The 21,314-nt window shown below is 41.9% G+C and carries 18 protein-coding genes and 1 tRNA gene; 11 read left to right on the forward strand and 8 right to left on the reverse strand.

Going from position 1 to position 21,314, the window contains the following annotated elements; translation table 11 throughout:
- Positions 1-59 precede the first annotated feature (59 nt).
- Together PPBDW_RS13690 and PPBDW_RS13695 are read right to left on the reverse strand one after the other, a co-directional pair.
- Entirely contained in the window at positions 60-1,649 is a 1,590-nt protein-coding gene (locus tag PPBDW_RS13690) for a methyl-accepting chemotaxis protein (RefSeq protein ID WP_036796135.1), read from the reverse strand.
- Between the two features lie 282 nt (positions 1,650-1,931).
- Positions 1,932-3,446, reverse strand: a complete 1,515-nt coding sequence (locus tag PPBDW_RS13695; protein WP_036796136.1) for a CYTH and CHAD domain-containing protein — start codon at positions 3,444-3,446, stop codon at positions 1,932-1,934.
- Positions 3,447-3,631: 185 nt separating this feature from the next.
- On the opposite strand from PPBDW_RS13695, the gene PPBDW_RS13700 reads away from it, so the two are divergent.
- From PPBDW_RS13700 to PPBDW_RS13710, 3 genes are all read left to right on the forward strand, one after another.
- Entirely contained in the window at positions 3,632-4,312 is a 681-nt protein-coding gene (locus PPBDW_RS13700) for a TIGR00153 family protein (RefSeq protein ID WP_036796137.1), read from the forward strand.
- Between the two features lie 31 nt (positions 4,313-4,343).
- Positions 4,344-5,609, forward strand: a complete 1,266-nt coding sequence (locus tag PPBDW_RS13705) for an inorganic phosphate transporter (RefSeq protein ID WP_036796139.1) — start codon at positions 4,344-4,346, stop codon at positions 5,607-5,609.
- Between the two features lie 114 nt (positions 5,610-5,723).
- Positions 5,724-6,335 (forward strand): TIGR04211 family SH3 domain-containing protein, encoded by a 612-nt coding sequence (locus tag PPBDW_RS13710; RefSeq protein ID WP_036796140.1) that lies wholly within the window; start codon positions 5,724-5,726, stop codon positions 6,333-6,335.
- Between the two features lie 86 nt (positions 6,336-6,421).
- Here PPBDW_RS13710 and PPBDW_RS13715 read toward each other — a convergent pair whose 3' ends face one another.
- The gene (locus tag PPBDW_RS13715) at positions 6,422-7,363 is read right to left on the reverse strand and encodes a general secretion pathway protein GspB (RefSeq protein ID WP_036796142.1); all 942 of its coding nucleotides are present in this window, start codon (positions 7,361-7,363) and stop codon (positions 6,422-6,424) included.
- Complete coding sequence (locus PPBDW_RS13720; RefSeq protein WP_036796143.1) at positions 7,363-8,988, reverse strand: AAA family ATPase; 1,626 nt, start codon at positions 8,986-8,988, stop codon at positions 7,363-7,365. The genes PPBDW_RS13715 and PPBDW_RS13720 overlap by 1 nt, the downstream gene beginning before the upstream one ends.
- A 272-nt stretch (positions 8,989-9,260) precedes the next feature.
- On the opposite strand from PPBDW_RS13720, the gene PPBDW_RS13725 reads away from it, so the two are divergent.
- Positions 9,261-10,496, forward strand: a complete 1,236-nt coding sequence (locus PPBDW_RS13725) for a multifunctional CCA addition/repair protein (protein ID WP_036796144.1) — start codon at positions 9,261-9,263, stop codon at positions 10,494-10,496.
- A 53-nt stretch (positions 10,497-10,549) separates the two neighbouring features.
- On the opposite strand, the gene PPBDW_RS13730 is transcribed toward PPBDW_RS13725, so the two are convergent.
- Genes PPBDW_RS13730 through folB form a run of 3 tightly spaced genes read right to left on the reverse strand, consistent with a single transcriptional unit; the run spans position 10,550 to position 12,236 of the window.
- Positions 10,550-11,353: an undecaprenyl-diphosphate phosphatase gene (locus PPBDW_RS13730; RefSeq protein WP_036796146.1), complete on the reverse strand. Its 804-nt coding sequence runs from the start codon at positions 11,351-11,353 to the stop codon at positions 10,550-10,552.
- Between the two features lie 56 nt (positions 11,354-11,409).
- Entirely contained in the window at positions 11,410-11,883 is a 474-nt protein-coding gene (gene folK / locus PPBDW_RS13735) for a 2-amino-4-hydroxy-6-hydroxymethyldihydropteridine diphosphokinase (protein WP_036796147.1), read from the reverse strand.
- The gene (folB, locus tag PPBDW_RS13740) at positions 11,883-12,236 is read right to left on the reverse strand and encodes a dihydroneopterin aldolase (protein ID WP_036796148.1); all 354 of its coding nucleotides are present in this window, start codon (positions 12,234-12,236) and stop codon (positions 11,883-11,885) included. Before folB ends, folK begins: the two co-directional genes overlap by 1 nt.
- A gap of 250 nt (positions 12,237-12,486) precedes the next feature.
- Here folB and plsY point away from each other — a divergent pair, with 250 nt between their 5' ends.
- On the forward strand, positions 12,487-13,101 hold the full coding sequence (gene plsY, locus PPBDW_RS13745) for a glycerol-3-phosphate 1-O-acyltransferase PlsY (protein ID WP_036796149.1): 615 nt from the start codon (positions 12,487-12,489) through the stop codon (positions 13,099-13,101).
- 64 nt (positions 13,102-13,165) lie between these two features.
- Here plsY and tsaD read toward each other — a convergent pair whose 3' ends face one another.
- Positions 13,166-14,182: a tRNA (adenosine(37)-N6)-threonylcarbamoyltransferase complex transferase subunit TsaD gene (gene tsaD / locus PPBDW_RS13750; RefSeq protein WP_036796150.1), complete on the reverse strand. Its 1,017-nt coding sequence runs from the start codon at positions 14,180-14,182 to the stop codon at positions 13,166-13,168.
- 249 nt (positions 14,183-14,431) lie between these two features.
- Here tsaD and rpsU point away from each other — a divergent pair, with 249 nt between their 5' ends.
- From rpsU to pykF, 6 genes are all read left to right on the forward strand, one after another.
- Complete coding sequence (rpsU, locus tag PPBDW_RS13755) at positions 14,432-14,647, forward strand: 30S ribosomal protein S21 (RefSeq protein ID WP_005301411.1); 216 nt, start codon at positions 14,432-14,434, stop codon at positions 14,645-14,647.
- Between the two features lie 31 nt (positions 14,648-14,678).
- A complete protein-coding gene (locus PPBDW_RS13760) occupies positions 14,679-15,122 on the forward strand; it encodes a GatB/YqeY domain-containing protein (RefSeq protein ID WP_036796152.1) in 444 nt (147 codons plus the stop codon).
- Between the two features lie 131 nt (positions 15,123-15,253).
- The gene (gene dnaG, locus PPBDW_RS13765; RefSeq protein ID WP_036796153.1) at positions 15,254-17,008 is read left to right on the forward strand and encodes a DNA primase; all 1,755 of its coding nucleotides are present in this window, start codon (positions 15,254-15,256) and stop codon (positions 17,006-17,008) included.
- 92 nt (positions 17,009-17,100) lie between these two features.
- A complete protein-coding gene (rpoD, locus tag PPBDW_RS13770; protein ID WP_036796154.1) occupies positions 17,101-18,954 on the forward strand; it encodes an RNA polymerase sigma factor RpoD in 1,854 nt (617 codons plus the stop codon).
- Positions 18,955-19,134: 180 nt separating this feature from the next.
- A tRNA-Ile gene (locus PPBDW_RS13775) sits at positions 19,135-19,210 on the forward strand.
- Between the two features lie 508 nt (positions 19,211-19,718).
- Positions 19,719-21,131 carry a pyruvate kinase PykF gene (gene pykF / locus PPBDW_RS13780; RefSeq protein ID WP_036796155.1) on the forward strand — a complete coding sequence of 471 codons (1,413 nt, stop codon included), beginning with the start codon at positions 19,719-19,721 and terminating at the stop codon, positions 21,129-21,131.
- Positions 21,132-21,314: the final 183 nt, after the last annotated feature.

Raw genomic sequence — 21,314 nt, forward strand, 5'->3', positions numbered from 1 at the left:
AAAACGCCCATCAAACGATGGGCGTTATAATTTATTTTATTGAGCAAGCTACTCTTTACTTACACTTTAAAAGTATCTATTTTTGCTTCCAAATCATTCGCTTGCTGATGCATTTCCACTGCGGTTTGGGTTAACTCAGTCACCACACCCACCGAGCCGTCGACTAATTCCCGTACATTGGTTAAGTTCATATTCATCTCATCAGCAACGGTACTTTGTTGTTCAGCAGCAGCGGCTATCTGAAAGTTCATATCATTAATCTGCTGAATTTGTTCGACAATCTTATTTAATTCATCTCCAGCACTGGTAACAAGATCAACCCCTTCAGTCGCTTCAACGACACTACGCTCCATTAATGTTACCGCTTGCTGAGCACTTTGCTGCAATTGGGCGATCATATCTTGAATTTCAACCGTGGCAGTTTGTGTCCGCTGGGCTAGATTACGTACTTCATCCGCAACAACAGCAAAACCGCGCCCAGCATCCCCCGCACGCGCAGCTTCAATCGCGGCATTAAGTGCTAATAAATTGGTTTGCTCTGAAATACTTTGAATCGTCACAATCACTGAGCTTATTTTATCAACCCGTGTCTCTACTTGATTTACAGCGGCGGCTGACTGGGTAATATCATTCGATAATTGGTTAATCGTCACCATCGTTCGACTAACAAACTTTTGTCCTTGCGCTGCTTGTTCCGAGGTATCAAGGGTTGCATTAGACGCATCACGGGCATGACCTGCAACAGTTTGTACTGTCGATGTCATTTCTGCCATCGCTGAAGCTAATTGATCAATTTCAGCAAACTCTTCTTGGGCAGATTCCTTAGTTTGCTCCATCATTAACGACATAGTTTCAGCTGCTTGTGAGAGCGTAGTTGCGGCCTGACGTTGGGCAACAAATACCGCAGTTAACTGACAACGACCTTGCTCAAGCTCACGACTTAACTCACCAAATTCATCACGACAATCCATTAGCATTGGTTGCGATAAATCATTATTTGCCAATGCTTGAATACTTTGCTTTAAGCAACCGATCTGGCGCAACATAATTCTCGACACCAGCAACAAAATCACGATAAAAATCACCGTGATCAATGCGGTTTGCCATACTATCTGGATTAAATATTGCTGATAATGATTTAACGCCTGTGCATTAGATTGATAACTAATTACCGCTAAATTTAAGCTTGGGAGCTTAACAATATAACCATAACCTTGCTCATCTTGCAGCGCAAATGGCTGTTGGGTTTGATTAGTCTTAATAAGACTGCTGAGGGTTTGGCCACTTTGCAATGGCTGTTTAAGATTAATTATCTGATTAAGCTTAGACTGAGCAAGCTTTTTATCATTACTATAATCAATAACGTATACACCATTATTAGCCACTGTTGCTGCTAATGCTTGTTCAGCTAAAGTAAAATCTTGGTTTTCAATAGCCATTAACGCCGTTAAAGTCTGAGCATTAGATTGCGCTAATTGTTGGACTTTATCTTGCTGATTGACGATAACCGATTGATAGAATAACTCGACATTCCACAACTGCTTACCAATTAACAACAGCAAACTAACCACGATTAGTAATATCAGTTTGGGTCTTAACTTAAGATTTGTTAACCACTTTTCCCACGGCTTAAACATTAGCGCTGCCATTTATCTTCTCCATAGTGCTAACGTTTAAACCCTTCACATTTATAGTGACAGCGTTATTCGTAAGCCAGTAATATCGCCAATTAGCATCATTGCTTTGTTCTCATGGTTAGTTATCGACATCAAAGGTTAAATATTTAGTCGCGACTCAAACATACCGTTCAAAATATGATCTACGCCACATGCAATTGTTGTTGTTGCAAAACTTATCGTTAACCCACATACAACAACGCCCCGCATAAAGCGAGGCGTTGTTATTAGATACCAATTTTTCTCCGTATTAAGTTATGGCCAGTAAGGCGTCAACTCGATACTAATATGGCGCGTTTGACTCATTGCATGTAGTAATGATTCTTCTTGACGCTGTAACCATTTTTCTACTTGTGCTAAATCATCCCCTTCAAATAAAGGTAATAACCGCCTAATTGGTTCTAATTCGCGTAAATCTTCTAAACCTTGTAATAAATCTAGCCATGGCATTCTAAAACAAGCACGGCGTTCTTCATCATACAAACCAGCAAAAGCAATTCCGCTCATCAAATTACGTACTAAACGTGGTTTTTGATCAAGGTAATCAATCCGACTAAGTTGTCGTTCAGCCGGAAAAACATCAAGTAACTCAGACCATGAACGAGTTAACATATTATCTGCAAACGGTTTCACGGGAGCGGCCAACTTATCACGTGACTTATCATCAAGGAATGGCTGCCAACCTCGACTTAAAATCCAGCGACTTAAATCAAGTAATAAGCCACAGTAGCGAGCTGATCGCATTAATTGGATCATATCTTCGCTATCAGGTAATTGGGTATAACGAAGATCCAATTGCTGCTGTAACTCTTTGCGAACATTAAGCTTACGGAGTATATGGGCTTTATCGTCAACCAACTCTTGAATGCTATTCGCTTCTTCTAGCCAATCAAGCTCACCTTCTAACCATTGCAATTCTTGGCGTAACAAGGCACTGGCACGACGTGGAATAATGCCGCCAAAAGTTGCAAATGTTTGACGTAATAAACTCAATGCTTGTGAAATTTGTACTAACGCTTGCGGATCTTGGCGCTCGACGTAAATTTGCTCATGATATAGCCAATGTTCTAGCGCATGCTCAAGCGTATTAATGAACGTTGTTTCAACTGAGTCTTGAACAGTTGTTTCAACAAACACCAACGGCTTAATCGGATCGCCTTGATAATCAGCAGCAAGTCGGTAGCCACGAGCAGCCTTGCTAAGATTACCTAATCGCATGCCACCATCAGTGCATAATTCACGCGCTAAAGTAAATAAAGCATCTGTTTGACCTGATTTAAGCTCTAATTCCACTTCACAAATTGGCGAACGTTTATCATCAACACTCACTTCACCATGATCAAATGCTAATTCAATTTGGCTACCATCAGGCATCGCCACTAACCATTGCTGGCGTATAAAATCAGTACTAAATAATGGCTGAATTTGCTGCTGTACCGCAACCACATCAAAGTCCTGTGGCCAAGCATCCATCGGATGGAGTGCTAAACTTGGTTCAGTACTATTTACTTCAACATTGTATTCAGGACGCTGATGTAATCCAGCTACAACGCGGCCTGCCGTTTTCAATGTTTGAACAAACACATCATCAAAACGACGAATACGTAAACCAATATCATGCTGGCGCAATAATTGATCTGGGGTATCAAAATAAACATTACCCAGCTCGCGACGACTCTGTTGCAGAATTTTAGCTGCGGAAATTTTATCCAATAGCTGCTTTGAAAATTCTGGTAAGACAAAAAACTTCAGTTCTATCTCGGTTTCCATAGTTATACCTATAAACAGTGGCAAACCAAGGATATTTGCTTATTCACTCAAGGGCAAGTGAGAAATATCAATAAAACCTTGATCAAAACTGGTTCCACTATACTCTTTAATACGTTAACATGCGCGATTCAATGACCATCGCTCAAGATTTAGCCTTATTCGGGCGCTCTTTAGGTTGATCGGCTATGCCAGTAAATACAATAATGGGGCTCTTTGCAAAATCCCCAATCAAACCACTACAACGTCATGTTATTCGCGTAACTGAATGTTGTGATCTGCTTATCCCGTTCTTTGAAGCATGTAATGCTGGAGACTGGGAAAAGGCGGCTATTTTACGCGAACAAATCTCGCAACTTGAAAAAGATGCGGATGTGCTTAAGCGTGAGATCCGTCTGAAGCTTCCTCGTGGTCTTTTCATGCCAGTAGATCGTACTGATATGTTAGGACTGTTAACCCAGCAGGATAAATTAGCTAACCTCTCCAAAGATATCGCTGGTCGAGTCTTAGGACGTAAGCTACAGATGCCTGCTATCATGTACCCAGATTTTGTGGCATACATTCAACGTTGTTTAGACGCAGCTGATCAAGCTCGCCGTGTAATCAATGAACTGGATGAATTACTCGAAACTGGTTTCAAAGGCAGAGAAGTGACGCTTGTTGCCGAAATGATTAATCAGCTAGATGTTATCGAAGACGATACCGATGCTATGCAGGTTGTCTTACGTCAACAATTAATGTCCATCGAAGACCAACACAGCCCGGTGGATGTCATGTTCCTGTACAAAATTCTCGAGTGGGTAGGCGCAATTGCTGATCAAGCACAGCGGGTCGGCTCACGTTTAGAAATTATGCTCTCGCGTTCTTAATAACGGGAATTAAACAAAACAAGGTTTTACAATGGAAATCCTGGCTAACTACGGCACTCTATTAATTGGAGTGGCAGCTTTTTTTGGTCTTTTGATGGCGATTGGTATTGGTGCAAATGATGTTGCCAATGCCATGGGTACTTCAGTTGGTTCAAAAGCACTTACAGTAAAACAAGCGATCATCATTGCGATGATTTTTGAATTTGCAGGTGCTTATCTTGCAGGTGGTGAAGTTACCGATACTATTCGCAAGGGTGTTATCGAAACTTCTCTATATGCAGCCCACCCTGAAACCCTCGTTTTTGGCATGATGTCAGCGCTTCTTGCTGCTGGTACATGGCTACTTGTCGCTTCTTTTATGGGCTGGCCTGTTTCAACAACACACTCAATTATCGGTGCTATCATCGGTTTTGCTTGTGTGTCAGTTGGCACCAATGCAGTGGATTGGCATTCAATCCAAGGTATTGTGGGTAGCTGGTTAATTACACCGCTTATTGCCGGTATATTTGCGTATCTGATTTTTATCAGTGCTCAAAGATTAATCTTTGATACTGATAACCCGATGAAAAATGCAAAACGTTTCGTTCCTGTTTATATGTTTATCACGGCGATGGTCATTGCATTGGTAACAATTAAGAAAGGTCTGAAGCATATAGGTTTGCATTTATCTACAGGTGAAGCTTGGATCGCATCCATTGGTGTCTCTTTGGTTATCATGATTGTAGGTTACTTCTACATTCAGCGTAAATATGCTGATGATGATCTAATTGATAGCAATGGTTATGCTGGTGTGGAAAGTGTATTTAGCGTATTGATGGTTGTTACTGCGTGTGCGATGGCATTTGCCCATGGTTCAAACGACGTAGCAAATGCAATTGGTCCACTATCAGCGGTTGTTTCAACCATTGAACACTCAGGACAAATTGCAGCGCAAAGCCAAATCGCATGGTGGATCCTTCCACTAGGTGGTATTGGTATCGTCATCGGTCTAGCTACTCTTGGTCATAAAGTAATGGCTACCGTAGGTACAGGCATCACAGAGTTAACACCGAGCCGTGGTTTTGCTGCTCAGTTAGCAACAGCATCAACTGTTGTACTAGCATCAGGCACAGGTTTACCTATCTCAACCACACAAACTCTTGTTGGTGCGGTATTGGGTGTAGGTTTCGCTCGCGGCATTGCTGCTCTTAACCTTGGTGTTGTTCGCAACATCGTTGCATCATGGATTGTGACTTTACCAGCAGGTGCATTACTTGCTGTCATTTTCTTCTACATTATGCAAGCATTATTTAGTTAAATAGTGGCAGAGTTCAAAGAGAGAGGTCTCCCCCTCTCTCTTTTCTTGCTCCCTTCCTTTAAAGCTCTTACTATCCTCGATCTCAACCATTTCAGGTTCATCAAGGATCCGATAGTGAAGTATCTCATAAGCTTTTTTTTGTTCTGTTGTACACTAATTAGCCCGATAGCTAATGCTGAACAAGCTCATTATATTTCTGATAACTTATTTACTTACCTACTAAAAGGTCCAGGTAACCAATACCGCATTGTCGGTAGCGTTAATGCTGGCTCACCAGTAACAGTATTAGAAACCAATAAAAACTATAGCCATATTACCGATGACCGAGGTCGTAGTGGCTGGGTTGAATCTAAGTTTCTTTCTACCGATGTCGCACTCAAAGAGCGTTTACCGGTTCTAGAAGCTGAACTTACAACAGTAAAAGCGCAGCTTGCCGAGGCACTAACAAGTAATAACGCCCAAAATAGCGAACTCAATAAAACGTTGGTTCAACGTAATAGCCAAATTAACCAATTTGAAACCCGTAATAATCAATTACAAAACGAACTAACGATTGCTCAAGATGAAGTGCGTACTTTACGTGCCAAAATTGATACTCAAAAAGATGACTTGTTGATGAGGTGGTTTACTTATGGCGGGCTAGTCGCTGGAGCAGGGTTGTTATTTGGATTACTGTTACCACATATCACACCTCGTCGTCGCAAACGCACCAATGGCTGGGCGTAAGCAACCACTTAGTGTTATTTCACGAATCCACCAAAAAGGCAGCTAACACATTAGCTGCCTGTTGATTAATTAATCTGCTGTCACTATTACCATTCAGATAGTGCTGGCATACTAAATTGATAGCCGTCAAATGCCAAAATCACATCTCGCGATTCAATTTTTACTAATTTAACCCCTGCCGCTACCATGTCACCTTGATGACGTTCATGACCATTCACTTTTACCCACCGCTTAGCCGGAGTAGAAGAATAAATATGCTGATTAAAGTTCATTTTAGGTAACTTTCGTTGCACTGCTGCGGGTAATAAACCAATTGGCGTTACTTGTTTTTTTGCCGCAACGGCCGTTGTTACTGGCACACTATCTCGTTCCACAGCACTACGATCAACATCACTATCTTGATATTGCTCACCATCAGTAGCAACTATCGCTGATTTAAGCTTAGCTGCAAGCTCTGGAGATAAATCAGATAAATCGAGATTATCTAGCTTGTAGGGGTCATGAGCCGCTGTTGATGTCTTAGAGGCGTGTTTAACGGGATCAATCACCGCCGCATCATCATAAGTTGGTCCTAGATTAGAATACTGGTCATCATTATCATTTAACGGCGTATTCGTTTGTGACAGCTCAGCTGGAGAAGCAGAGTAAAGGCTATCACTGATCGGTAATGGTTCAGTAACCAGTTGCGGATACGCCATAAACATCACATCAGTATCAGCCTCTACTGGCGCTAATACTGGTTTTTTAGGCGGTGCTAAAACAGCATTAATTGGCATTGATAACGCCACTGATGCTGGCTTTGCTATCGCCGCCAATGAATGCTGTTGATACAGCTTATAAGCCACAATCGAAGCCGCGGGCACCAAGGCAATCAAAATTGGTACAATCCACTTAGATCGAGATTGTTGTGCTTTAACCGCTCGCATCGGATGCACAATTTTCATCGGTTCACCATTACTGTTCCCTTGGCTTGATTGGGTCGCATTATTTGCATCTGACTGCTTTAATGCCGTTAATAACTGAGACATTATGCTTGCTCCGGTTGTAACGTAGGCCCTGGGAAATTAAGGGCTGAATCGAGGATCATCAGCGTCATTGGCCCGGCAATACCATCAGCTGCAATATCTTGCGAACGCTGAAAACGACGTAATTTATCGAGTACCGTTTGATCAAAATAGCGCACCTGAGGTCCATTATCCCCTAAGAAAGTATTCAACTGCTGATTTAGCCATGCCACTCGAGCACCACTTTGACCAAAGCGAATCGTGGTCTTATCACCTAATGGTGGACGCCATAGCAAACTAAATTGACCATCCCAACGCGCTTCAAACCATGCCGGTGTAACTGAAATACGTTGATGATCCAATAGCAATTCAATCCGATTATCAGTAATGGCATAAACCACCGCATAGAACGGCTGTTGCTGGCCATCTTTTAAAGTCACTATCACTGGTCGATTAATCAGACCTAGTCGAGCTAAAGTGGTTGACCCAGAAAAACAGGTTAGTGCAATTCGAGAACTGGTCGCGCAAGTCGCTTGATTTAATGCTGTATCAAAACCCCATAATTGATACAAACTCTGCATCGCATTACGTTGCTGACGGCTATCATTAATAACCTCAGCTAAGCGTGACTCAACGCTCGTCGCAGTCGTCGCCGCAACAGGAGTTATTGTTTTTGCAGCAGCTGAAACTTGAGCGCTTGCTGTCGTTAATTTTAATGGTTGTGACAAACTCGATGGTGGCCAATATTGCCATGCTACGGTTGCCATCACGCCACATAATGTCGCCGCAATGGTCCAAGGCAACCATGAAGCTGTAGAACGAGGAGCGGCAGTGGACGGTATTTGCCAACTTAAAATATCTTCACAAGCCTGAATAGCCATCGTTTTAGTAACGCTATGCGTCCCGCCCTGACACGCTAACTGCATTGACTTATCACATACCAAGTTGATTAACCTAGGTACACCTTGAGTTTGTTTGGCGATATAGCTGATTACATTGGCATTAAATACTGGATAGAGGCAATCAACAGCACTTAAACGATAATGAATATACTCACTCACTTCAGTTTCAGTCAATGGGAGTAAATGGTAGCGGGAAGTAATACGTTGGGCTAATTGGCGTAACCGCTCTTGCTGTAACAATTGCTGTAATTCAGGCTGGCCAATTAACACTACCTTTAATAATTTACGACTGTCCGTTTCTAGATTAGTCAGCAAGCGTAATTGTTCTAGCACGTCGGGCATTAAATGCTGAGCTTCATCAACTAATAGTAATGTCTGTCGGCCCGCAGCATGATTAGCAATCAGATGCTGATAAATAATATCGGTTAATTGCTTAAAACTCGCCTCATCACGATAACTTAAGCCTAATTCATCACAAATAGTCGCTAATAAATCATGGGATGACAACGCTGGATTTAAAATAACAGCGACTTGTGCTTGCTGTGGTAACCGCGAAATCATTGCCCGCAGCACTGTGGTTTTGCCCGTTCCAACCTCACCGGTTAATAACCCAAAGCCGCCACCATCAGTTAACCCGGACAACATATGAGTTAACGCCTCTCGATGACGCTCACTGAGATAAAGAAAACGGGCACTTGGCACAATTGAAAATGGTGCTTCGGTTATGCCAAAAAAATCTTGGTACATATATATACTCTGATACTTAAGTTATGTATGGATAAATTGTCGACACTATCGATAAGCGCATTCAGTAACAGCATCGACAAAATCAGCAACAGTATAAATCGCGGAATACTGACAAACTCTCATTGCGAATCGATCTTTGCTATCATGATGCTAAATAAATCAGTGTATATTGGTTAACAAAATAATACCGATTAACATTATCATGATGTGATAATGGTGATTTTTATTGTGATCTACAACTATTAACCCCTGCGGTATTTAAGGAGTCTTCATTGCAAACCTATCTTGTCGGCGGTGCTGTTCGCGATACCTTATTAGGCTTACCTACAACAGATCAAGACTGGGTGGTTGTGGGGACAACCCCTGCCATGATGCTTGATTTAGGTTATGAACAAATTGGCAATGATTTCCCCGTTTTTCTTCACCCTCAAACCAAACAAGAATATGCCCTAGCACGTACTGAACGTAAATCAGGCCATGGTTATACTGGCTTTACCTGTTATGCCGCCCCCGATGTTACTCTCGAACAAGATCTATTACGACGAGATTTAACCATCAACGCGATTGCGCAAGATCAACACGGGCAGTTAATCGATCCTTACTCAGGTCAATATGATTTAGAACATAAAATCCTACGTCATGTATCACCAGCATTTAGCGAAGATCCCTTGCGAGTATTGCGAGTTGCGCGCTTTGCTGCTCGTTTTGCTCACCTAGGTTTTACCATCGCAGCTGAAACCATGGCATTAATGCAAGAGATTGTTATCAGTGGTGAATTATCAAATTTGACCCCAGAACGAGTTTGGAAAGAATGGCAAAAATCACTCTCAACTCAAGATCCTCAAATATTTTTAACCGTATTGCGCCAATGTGGTGCATTAGCGGTGATCATGCCTGAAATCGATGCTTTATTTGGTGTGCCACAACCCGCTAAATGGCATCCTGAAATAGACTGTGGTATCCATACTCTCTTAGTTGCTAAACAAGCAGCATTGCTCAGTGACAATACGATTATTCGTTTTACAGCCCAAGTACATGATCTCGGTAAGGCACTATCACCTAAAGATGATTTACCCCACCATAAAACCCATTGCCGTGATGGGATTAAACCAATCAAACAGCTATGCCAACGACTTAAAGTTCCCAATGAATACCGTGATCTCGCACTACTAGTATGCGCCCAACATACTAAAATCCACCATGCACAAGAAATGCGAGCGAGTACGTTTATTACTATTTTTGATCAAATCGATGGCTGGCGAAAACCGAAACGTATTGCACAACTAGCAATATGCTGTCGCGCAGATGCTCGTGGTCGTCAAGGTTTAGAAGATACGGCATACCCCCAAGCTGATATCGTTATTGCCGTTTTTGATATTGCGCAAGCTGTATCCGTAAAACCGATCATTGCTGCAGGTTTTACTGGGGCGGATATCAAACATCAACTGACTCAAGTGCGTATTCAAGCCGTCGATGAATACTTACAATCGATTCGAACCTCATCTTGATCCACAAAAAAGCCGACATACTGTCGGCTTGTTTGTAAGGCGCTTATTGATGATTATTTAGCCCATAAAAATAGGAATAAACCAACACCTAAAATTAAACGATAGATAACAAATGGTGTCATTCCTAAACGGGTTACTAACTTTAAGAACACGTGGATACAGGCATACGCACTGACAAACGACACCGCGATACCAATACTAAGGTTACTGATATCAATTGGCTCTGTCCCTGTTACTAGCTTAAGACCTAAGTAACCACCAGCAAGAAGAATGATCGGAATCGACATTAAGAATGAGAACCGTGCTGCCGCTTCACGTGTAAAGCCTAAATATAATGCTGCCGTCATGGTTGCGCCTGAACGAGACGTACCTGGAATGATAGCTGCTGCTTGTGCTAAACCGATTAGCACCGCACTTTTCCATGTGGTTTGATATTCATTGTCTGTTTGCTTAGCGTGTTTATCAACCCACCATAGCAGCAAACCAAAAATAATTGTCGTACAAGCAATAACCCATGCTGAACGTAAATACATTTCAATAAAGTCTTTCATCAACAGGCCAAAAACACAGGCAGGAATAGTTGAGATAACAATCATCCATGCCAATTTCGATTCAGCATTATGTTGACGCTTAAAAATTGAAGCTAGCCACGCGCCAAGTAATGTAACGACTTCTTTACGGAAATAAATCATTACCGCTAATAGCGTTCCTACATGCACCGCAACATCAAATGCCAGCCCCTGATCCGGCCAACCCAGTATTTCTGAAGGTAAAATAAGATGGGCAGAGCTTGATACAGGTAAAAATTCTGTTAATCCCTGTAACAGGGCAAGCATAATCGCTTCAAAGTGACTCATTCATTATCCTTAATTTATATTGTTAACTATCAATACAAGTAATAACTTACTCGAGATTATTCAACAGGCCATAGTTGCTGTTGAGGTGAAAATTTTTGCCATAATTCAGCAATCGTTTGTTGCTGCCCAGGAATAACCAACTCAGGGCATAACTCGCTCATCGGCCACAAGACAAAGGCAAACTTATACAAATCAGAGCGTGGTAACTTCGGCGAACATTCACTGATCACATCACCATAAAGTAAAATATCAAGATCAATGGTACGACTTTGATTTTTAGTCGCATTCTCAGGTCGCCCGAGTTGGCGCTCAATCGCTTTTAACGACTGTTGTAGCGTAGCTAATGATAGTGATGTTTTTATTTCAACCACACTATTAAAAAAATTATCGCCATCAAAACCAACCGGTTCAGCTTCAAACACACGTGACATCCGCCATGACGTTGCCAGCTGCGCAACTGCAGCGACGCCTGCCGGTAAATAATGTTCACGCTCAACATTGCTGCCAATGCTGATATAAGCGGTGATCACTACTTAAGACCTCGTTCAATTTGCACCCCAACCCCGCGTGCATTAGCTACAGCACCTGGTTTAGTGACTCGCACTTTAATCCATGGCACTGCAAAACGAGTCATAATTAAATTGGCAATATCTTCAGCCACCCGCTCAACTAACAAAAAGCGGCCTTGAGTAATATGCTCAGTAACCGCTGAACTTACCGTCGAATAATCTAACGCTAAATTAACGTCGTCAGTTGCTGCCGCAGGACGATTATCGTGAGCCATCTCCAAATCCAATACTAATTTTTGCTTGATTTGTTGTTCCCAGTCATACACTCCAATAGTGGCGATAACTTCAAGTTGTTCTATAAATACCGTATCCATATTTAATCGCTAATTTTGTTAGAGGTCGGATACCTAATACACACAAAAACGCGTATTATCAGGCTATATAAGCTAGCGTTAATAAATGCTAACAGGTCAATAATACACTCAATGTTGACCATAATCGTGACTATATCACAGCCATAAACACGCTGATATTTATCAGCGGCAATATTAATAAAGATAAGATCTAGCTAACATTTACTATCGATACATAGCACAACTTAACTTTAAATAATCGGGATATTGGATGACACCATTAGCGTTACTGATGATCATTGCTGCCTATTTATTAGGATCAATTTCCAGTGCAGTGTTAATTTCAAAACTGTACCATTTCCCTGATCCTCGAACTCATGGTTCACATAATCCAGGTGCGACCAATGTACTTCGACTCGGCGGCAAAGTTGCAGCAACATTAGTTCTTGTTGCTGATATTCTCAAAGGTATGATCCCAGTATGGTTAAGTTATTTTTTTGGCTTAAACCCATTTCTGTTAGGCATTATCGGCATTGCTGCTTGTCTGGGTCATATCTATCCGATTTTCTTTCATTTCCAAGGTGGCAAAGGCGTCGCAACTGCGCTTGGTGCATTAGCACCTATCGGTTGGGATCTTAGCGGTAGCTTAATTAGTATCTGGATATTAGCATTAGCACTAACAGGCTACTCTTCACTAGCATCTTTAATCACTGCCTTGGCTGCACCACTGATGACATGGATGGTAAAACCTGAATACACCATGCCAGTTTCAATGCTTTCTTGCTTAATTATCTTCCGCCACCAAGACAATATTCGCCGTTTACTCGATGGCGACGAAACTAAAATATGGCAGAAATTTGCCCGAAAAAGTAACGAAAAGCAATAAAAATGCATAAAAAAAGCGAGAACATTGATTCTCGCTTTTTGTTTCAATTAACACATAACCGCTATTAAGCAACAGGCTTCAGCTGATCGATCGGCCAACGCGGATAAACCTTAACCCCAAGATCCATTAATTCATTATTTTTCAAACGTTGCATACCAGCATAAGCAATCATAGCGCCATTATCTGTACAGAATTCAGTACGCGGATAAAACACTTCACCGTGCATACCTTTCATCAATGTTTCAAGTTGCTGGCGTAATGATTTATTAGCACTTACACCACCGGCAATCACCAAGCGTTTATAACCAGTTTGCTTCAATGCTCGCTTACACTTAATGGCTAAAGTATCTACCACTGCTTCTTGAAATGCATAAGCAATATCAGCACGTGTCTGTGGATCATCATCATTGCCACGAATAGTATTGGCAGCAAATGTCTTCAAACCCGAAAAACTAAAATCAAGCCCTGGGCGGTCCGTCATTGGACGCGGGAACTTAAATCGGCCTGGAGTGCCCTGTTCTGCCATTTTGGACAATAGCGGACCTCCTGGGTAATCTAAACCCATCATCTTAGCCGTTTTATCAAATGCTTCACCCGCCGCGTCATCAACTGATTCACCAAGAATTTGATAATCACCAATACCACGTACATCAACCATCATGGTGTGTCCACCAGAGACAAGCAGTGCTACGAATGGAAATTCAGGCGCATTATCTTCCAGCATGGGTGCCAATAAGTGGCCTTCCATGTGGTGTACAGCCACTGCCGGTAAATCCCATGCATACGCAAGACTACGACCGATTGTCGCACCGACCAATAACGCCCCAACAAGGCCAGGACCTGCGGTGTAAGCAACGCCATCAAGATCATCAGGGGTTAAGCCCGCAGCGGCTAATGTCGCAGTAATTAATGGAATGGTTTTTTTAACATGATCGCGTGATGCTAACTCTGGCACCACACCGCCGTAATCGGCATGTAACTTTACTTGACTGTAAAGTTCATGTGCCAATAAGCCTTTTTCATCATCAAAAATTGCGATACCTGTTTCATCACAGGAGGTCTCAATGCCCAATATACGCATAACAGCCTCTATTACTATTCGGTGATCCAATATAAAAAATCAGTCTAGTTTCAATAACAACCGATAATTCACATAGGTTTGTAAGGGGGTAATTGAGTGCCATGTTACCGCTGTTAACACAAATTAACCAGTTCATAGGCGCAGAATGCTTTACAAATACCCCCAAATCAGATTAGAATTTCGCACCATTTTAATCGACTGACACTTTGACGTCAGTATTAAACCGAATCACTCTGAGGTGAGTATTACATGCCAGTAATCAAAGTACGTGAAAACGAACCGTTTGACGTAGCACTACGTCGTTTCAAGCGCTCTTGCGAAAAAGCAGGTATCCTTTCTGAAGTTCGTCGTCGTGAGCACTTCGAAAAGCCAACAACTGTACGTAAGCGTGCTAAAGCAGCGGCAGTTAAGCGTCACCTGAAGAAATTGGCTCGCGAAAACGCGCGTCGCGTTCGTCTGTACTAATCGTTCGATTATAAAACAGAAGGATCGCGTAATGACTCTTATTGAACGCCTAAAAAGCGAACAAATAGCGGCGATGAAGGCGAAGAATAAACCTCGCCTTGGTGCCATCCGTTTGGTGCTTGCTGCAATTAAACAACGCGAAGTTGACGAAAAGATCACTCTTTCCGACGACGACGTGTTAGTAGTGTTGACCAAAATGGTGAAACAACGTCGTGACTCTGTAGCACAATATGAAGCTGCAGGCCGTCAAGATCTTGCTGATGTTGAACATGCTGAAATCAGTGTTCTTGCAGAATTTATGCCTCAACCATTGAGTGAAGATGAAATCTCTGCTCTGATGGATGAAGCTATCGCTGCAACTGGTGCTGTCAACATGCAAGATATGGGCAAGGTCATGGGCGTACTGAAACCGCAAATTCAGGGTCGTGCCGATATGGGGATTGTTAGCAAGCTGGTGAAAATCAAGCTAGGTTAATCACTCCTCTTATTCTGCAACAAGCCGTGCTATTCTTTCGGAATGCGCGGCTTGTTTGTATCTGACAATCCTCACTTTAACGGTGTTACCGTTACACTCTTTTTGACTAACTCTAGGTTGTTTACTTTGTTATGGCAGGAAAAATACCGCGTTCATTTATCGATGATTTGATCTCTCGACATGATATTGTCGATGTCATTGACGCGCGTGTAAAACTCAAAAAACAAGGTAAGAACTTTGGTGCCTGTTGTCCATTCCATAATGAAAAAACACCATCTTTTTCGGTAAGCCAAGAAAAACAGTTCTATCATTGTTTTGGGTGTGGCGTTCATGGCAACGTACTTGACTTCGTCATGGAGTATGATCGATTAGAGTTTGTCGATGCCATTGAAGAGCTAGCTTCACAGTTAGGATTAGAAGTGCCACGTGAAAATGATGGCACCGCCCCCCGTGGGCCGAAAGCGGCAGATAAACGTAACTACTATGAATTAATGGGCCAAGTATCACAGTTTTATCAATCACAATTACGAGCACAAGATGCTCAGATTGCTGTTGATTATCTCAAAGGTCGTGGCTTATCTGGCGATATTGTTAAAAAATTTAATATCGGTTTTATTCCCGATCAATGGGACATGGTACGCACTCGCTTTGGGCGTGATAATGAATCGCAAAAAGCACTTGTTAATACTGGAATGCTGATCGAAAACGACCAAGGTCGTCGCTATGATCGCTTTCGTGGACGAGTGATGTTTCCGATCCATGATCGCCGTGGACGAGTAATTGGTTTTGGTGGTCGAGTATTAGGTGAAGGTACCCCTAAATATCTTAACTCACCAGAAACTGATATTTTCCATAAAGGTCGTGAACTTTATGGTTTATATGAAGTATTACAAACCCATCGTGAGCCTGAAAAAATCATGGTGGTTGAAGGCTACATGGATGTGGTGGCTCTAGCTCAATTTGGCGTCGATTATGCCGTCGCATCTTTGGGGACCGCCACCACTGGCGATCACATTCAAAGCCTATTTCGTCAAACCAGCACTATTGTGTGTTGTTATGACGGTGATCGTGCAGGACGTGAAGCCGCTTGGCGCGCAATGGAACAAGCATTGCCTTTCTTAACCGATGGCCGCCAATTAAAATTTATGTTTTTACCTGATGGCGAAGATCCAGATTCTTGTATTCGTGCAGAAGGCAAAGCACAATTTGAACAACGCATCGAGTGCGCTACAACGCTATCGGACTTTTTGTTTAATAGCTTAATGGTTCAAATTGATACCAGTAGTCGCGAAGGAAAAGCCAAGCTAACTACATTAGCGGTTCCTTTAATTGATAAAGTACCAGGTGGCACTCTGCGACTATACTTGCGTGAGTTACTCGGTAAAAAACTCGGTTTACCCGATGAAGCACAGTTACAGCAGCTGCTATCAAAACATGGCCAGATCACTAAAGCTGTCGGCCAAGTACAAATTAAACGCACCCCGATGCGAGAAGTTATTGCCTTATTAATTCAGCATCCACACTTTGTGCAACAGCTTGAATTTGATATGGACGCATTTGCTGGTATTGAGCTCGCAGGTTTAAATTTATTGCTCTCGATAGTTGATAAATGCCGAAACAATCCCAATATTAGCACAGGACAGCTTTTAGAATATTGGCGTGGCACCAAGAATGAAGCCATGATGGCTCGGCTTGCCGCGTGGGAGCTACCGTTGTCGAATGATGAAGACAATAGCCTCGATGTATTTTTAGATGCAATGGATAACATTATTATCCAATGCGTTAATCAACAAATTGAACAGTTGCAGACTAAATCAAGAACTGTCGGCTTATCAGTCGAAGAAAAGCAGGAATTACAGCTATTAACGCTGAATCGCCCTGTCTAATAAGTAGTCAACAATTAAGAAATTTGTTATAATGACTGGTTTGCAACTCTGCATACTAAATTATCACTCAGACCCGAAGTTGGATACCGTCTATGGAGCAAAATCCGCAGTCACAGCTAAAGTTACTTGTCGCTAAAGGCAAAGAACAAGGCTATCTGACCTACGCCGAAGTAAATGACCACCTACCAGAAGATATCGTTGATTCTGATCAGGTTGAAGACATTATTCAAATGATTAATGACATGGGCATTAAGGTAGTTGAAACTGCCCCTGATGCCGATGAACTCATGATGACTGAAGATAATGCCGACGAAGACGCCATTGAAGCAGCGGCGCAAGCATTATCAAGCGTAGAAAGCGAGATCGGTCGCACAACAGACCCTGTGCGTATGTACATGCGCGAAATGGGTACGGTTGAACTACTTACTCGCGAAGGCGAAATTGATATCGCAAAACGCATTGAAGATGGTATTAACCAAGTTCAATGCTCTGTTGCTGAATATCCTTCAGCAATTGCTCATTTACTTGAGCAGTTTGACAAAGTTGAAGCCGATGAACTTCGTCTAACTGATATCATTTCAGGCTTCGTTGATCCTAACGAAGAAGCTACCGCAGCACCAACAGCAACACACATTGGCTCAGAACTCAGCGAAACTGATCTTGAAGATGAAGATAAAGATCTTGAAGACGACGACGACGACGAAGATGCGGAAAACGAAGAAGAAGACGATGGTAGCATCGACCCAGAATTAGCACGTGAAAAGTTCCTAGAACTACGTCAATCCTATGAAAAAATGGCTTTAGCCATTAATCAACACGGTCGTCAACACGCTACCACTGAAGTTGCCGTTGAAGAACTATCAGAGATCTTCAAGCAATTCCGTTTAATTCCAAAGCAATTTGATCGTCTAGTTAGCTCACTACGTGACTCTATGGATAAGGTACGCACTAACGAGCGTCTTATCATGCGTATGTGTGTTGATAACAGCAAAATGCCAAAGAAAACGTTCATTAGCCTATTTGCGGGCAATGAATCAAACAGTGATTGGATTGACACCGCACTTAACTCAGGTAAGCCTTACGCTGAACGTCTAAAGAACTATGAAGAAGATCTTCGTCGTTCAACGTTAAAGCTACGCATACTTGAACAAGAAACGGGTCTGTCTATTGAGCGTATCAAAGACATCAGCCGTCGTATGTCAATCGGTGAAGCAAAAGCGCGCCGTGCGAAAAAAGAGATGGTTGAAGCAAACTTACGTCTTGTAATCTCTATTGCCAAAAAATACACCAACCGTGGCCTACAGTTCTTGGATCTAATCCAAGAAGGTAACATTGGTCTAATGAAAGCCGTTGATAAATTTGAATACCGTCGTGGTTATAAATTCTCAACTTACGCCACATGGTGGATCCGTCAGGCAATCACACGTTCAATCGCTGACCAGGCACGTACTATTCGTATTCCTGTGCACATGATTGAAACCATCAATAAATTGAACCGTATCTCACGTCAGATGCTTCAAGAGATGGGCCGTGAGCCATTACCGGAAGAATTGGCTGAACGCATGCAAATGCCGGAAGACAAGATTCGTAAAGTATTGAAGATTGCTAAAGAGCCAATCTCAATGGAAACACCAATTGGTGATGATGAAGATTCTCACCTAGGTGATTTTATTGAAGATACGACACTTCAACTACCAATGGATGCAGCGACTGCGACTAACTTGCGTGCTGCAACTAACGATGTACTCGCGGGTTTAACACCACGTGAAGCAAAAGTACTTCGTATGCGTTTCGGTATCGATATGAATACTGACCACACGTTAGAAGAAGTGGGTAAGCAATTTGATGTTACTCGTGAGCGTATCCGTCAAATTGAAGCGAAAGCGTTACGTAAATTACGTCACCCAAGTCGTTCAGACGTACTTCGTAGTTTCCTTGACGAATAAGTAAACTCGATAACGTTATCAAAAAAAGCGAGCCTTGAGCTCGCTTTTTTATTATATGCAATAGCAACATTAAAAGTTTGAGATACTAATTCAATTATTCTAACTGCCGAAAAAGCAAACAATTTTTTGGTGTTAATCACTAGACAAGTGTCACGCCATCCCCTATAATTTGCCGCATATGGCCCCTTAGCTCAGTGGTTAGAGCAGGCGACTCATAATCGCTTGGTCCCCAGTTCAAGTCTGGGAGGGGCCACCAAATTTCGAAAAGGCTGAAGTATTTTTTACTTCAGCCTTTTTTCGTTTTCAAACCACATAAAAATGACCAACTTCCATCTTTTATTACTGTAACTAAACAAAAATATAATTAACACGCCGACACTTGATAAATAGCAAAGCTTTGTTTTTATTTTTCCACATAATCATCATTTTTATGTCACACGCAATATCAACAATGAACAGCTATATCTCAGGGTGCTAAATGGTGGAATATCTGCTATAATCTTGCGCTTGAATATTGGGGCTAGGATCAATGTTCTAAAGGCATTTATCTGCTTGTTCAATGATAATGCAGGGGATTTAACCTCACTCAACATCATTTGAAGATGAACTTTACAAAAGCGCACTAACGCTTTTTTAAAGTAATATTTAAAGAGTTTTTTATTTATCCATTACTCACTATCAGATAGCAACCACAGGTTGATTATCCAATATTGATTAATGTTAATTTTCCCTTGGGTAGCAAGTTCGTCCGGAGAGTATCCTCAATGAAAAAGACCAAGATCGTATGTACGATTGGACCAAAAACTGAATCTGTAGAAATGCTTACTAAACTAGCTAACGCTGGTATGAACGTAATGCGTCTTAACTTCTCACACGGTGACTTTGAAGAACATGGTCAGCGTATCACTAACTTACGTGAAGTTATGGCTAATACAGGCAAAGAACTAGCAATCTTGCTAGATACTAAAGGTCCTGAAATTCGTACTATCAAGCTAGAAGGTGGTAATGACTTCACTCTAGTAGCTGGTCAAGATTTCACTTTCACAACAGATACATCTGTAATCGGTAACCAAGACCGTGTGGCTGTGACTTACCCTGGTTTTGCTAAAGACCTAGTAAAAGGCAACATTATCCTTGTAGACGACGGTCTAATTGAAATGGAAGTGTTGGAAACAACAGAAACTGAAGTTAAGTGTAAAGTACTTAACAGCGGTGACCTAGGTGAAAACAAAGGTGTTAACCTTCCTGGCGTTTCTGTAAAACTTCCAGCACTTGCTGAAAAAGATAAAGCTGACCTTAAGTTTGGTTGTGAGCAAGGTGTTGATTTCGTTGCTGCATCTTTCATCCGTAAGGCTGAAGACGTACTAGAAATCCGTGCTCTACTAGCAGCAAACGGCGGCGCTAACATTCAGATCATTTCTAAGATCGAAAACCAAGAAGGTGTTGATAACTTTGACGCTATTCTTGAAGCATCTGACGGTATCATGGTTGCTCGTGGTGACCTTGGTGTTGAAATCCCAGTTGAAGAAGTTATCTTTGCTCAAAAGATGATGATCGAGAAATGTAACCGCGCTCGTAAAGTTGTTATCACTGCAACACAAATGCTTGATTCAATGATCAAGAACCCACGTCCAACACGCGCAGAAGCGGGTGATGTTGCTAACGCAATCATGGATGGTACTGATGCAGTAATGCTTTCTGGTGAATCAGCTAAGGGTAAATACCCAATTGAAGCTGTAACTATCATGGCACAAATCTGTGCACGTACAGATAAAGTACTTAAAGCTGAGCTAGGTTCACGTCTAGATAGCCCACGTCTACGTATCACTGAAGCGGTATGTAAAGGTGCAGTTGATACAGCAGAGAAGCTAGGCGCTCCGCTAATCATCGTTGCAACTGAAGCAGGTAAATCTGCTCGTTCAATCCGTAAGTACTTCCCAACAGCACGCATCCTTGCTGTAACAACAAATACTAAGACAGCAGCACAGCTATGTCTTTCTAAAGGTGTTACACCTGTTGTTGTTGAGTCAATTGATAGTACTGACGCATTCTACCTTCGTGGTAAAGAACTAGCGTTAGAAACTGGTCTTGGCGCTAAAGGCGATATCGTAGTAATGGTTTCTGGCGCACTTGTTGCTTCAGGTACAACTAATACTGCATCTGTTCACGTACTATAATTGTTCGTAAACAGGCCTTAAAAAAGGGAGCTTAGGCTCCCTTTTTATTTATATATAATTCCTGAATCGTGACACATTTATCGCCCTACTTTATATATAATTCTATCAATAATGCTGATGTTTTATAAAACAGACCCAATAAAATACACTCCAAAAATATATTTTATAAATCAATACACTGAA

This window comes from Photobacterium kishitanii, assembly GCF_000613045.3.
In the GTDB taxonomy this organism is placed as follows: Bacteria; Pseudomonadota; Gammaproteobacteria; order Enterobacterales; family Vibrionaceae; genus Photobacterium; species Photobacterium kishitanii.

What these genes read in the sequence shown, in the direction of transcription:
- plsY (WP_036796149.1), top strand. Translation starts at nt 12,487, where the DNA reads ATGACACCATTAGCGTTACTGATGATCATTGCTGCCTATTTATTAGGA.
- rpoD (WP_036796154.1), top strand. Translation starts at nt 17,101, where the DNA reads ATGGAGCAAAATCCGCAGTCACAGCTAAAGTTACTTGTCGCTAAAGGC.
- PPBDW_RS13715 (WP_036796142.1), bottom strand. Translation starts at nt 7,363, where the DNA reads ATGTCTCAGTTATTAACGGCATTAAAGCAGTCAGATGCAAATAATGCG.
- PPBDW_RS13695 (WP_036796136.1), bottom strand. Translation starts at nt 3,446, where the DNA reads ATGGAAACCGAGATAGAACTGAAGTTTTTTGTCTTACCAGAATTTTCA.
- PPBDW_RS13705 (WP_036796139.1), top strand. Translation starts at nt 4,344, where the DNA reads ATGGAAATCCTGGCTAACTACGGCACTCTATTAATTGGAGTGGCAGCT.
- pykF (WP_036796155.1), top strand. Translation starts at nt 19,719, where the DNA reads ATGAAAAAGACCAAGATCGTATGTACGATTGGACCAAAAACTGAATCT.
- PPBDW_RS13730 (WP_036796146.1), bottom strand. Translation starts at nt 11,353, where the DNA reads ATGAGTCACTTTGAAGCGATTATGCTTGCCCTGTTACAGGGATTAACA.
- rpsU (WP_005301411.1), top strand. Translation starts at nt 14,432, where the DNA reads ATGCCAGTAATCAAAGTACGTGAAAACGAACCGTTTGACGTAGCACTA.
- PPBDW_RS13720 (WP_036796143.1), bottom strand. Translation starts at nt 8,988, where the DNA reads ATGTACCAAGATTTTTTTGGCATAACCGAAGCACCATTTTCAATTGTG.
- PPBDW_RS13760 (WP_036796152.1), top strand. Translation starts at nt 14,679, where the DNA reads ATGACTCTTATTGAACGCCTAAAAAGCGAACAAATAGCGGCGATGAAG.
- PPBDW_RS13700 (WP_036796137.1), top strand. Translation starts at nt 3,632, where the DNA reads ATGCCAGTAAATACAATAATGGGGCTCTTTGCAAAATCCCCAATCAAA.
- folB (WP_036796148.1), bottom strand. Translation starts at nt 12,236, where the DNA reads ATGGATACGGTATTTATAGAACAACTTGAAGTTATCGCCACTATTGGA.
- PPBDW_RS13690 (WP_036796135.1), bottom strand. Translation starts at nt 1,649, where the DNA reads ATGGCAGCGCTAATGTTTAAGCCGTGGGAAAAGTGGTTAACAAATCTT.
- tsaD (WP_036796150.1), bottom strand. Translation starts at nt 14,182, where the DNA reads ATGCGTATATTGGGCATTGAGACCTCCTGTGATGAAACAGGTATCGCA.
- dnaG (WP_036796153.1), top strand. Translation starts at nt 15,254, where the DNA reads ATGGCAGGAAAAATACCGCGTTCATTTATCGATGATTTGATCTCTCGA.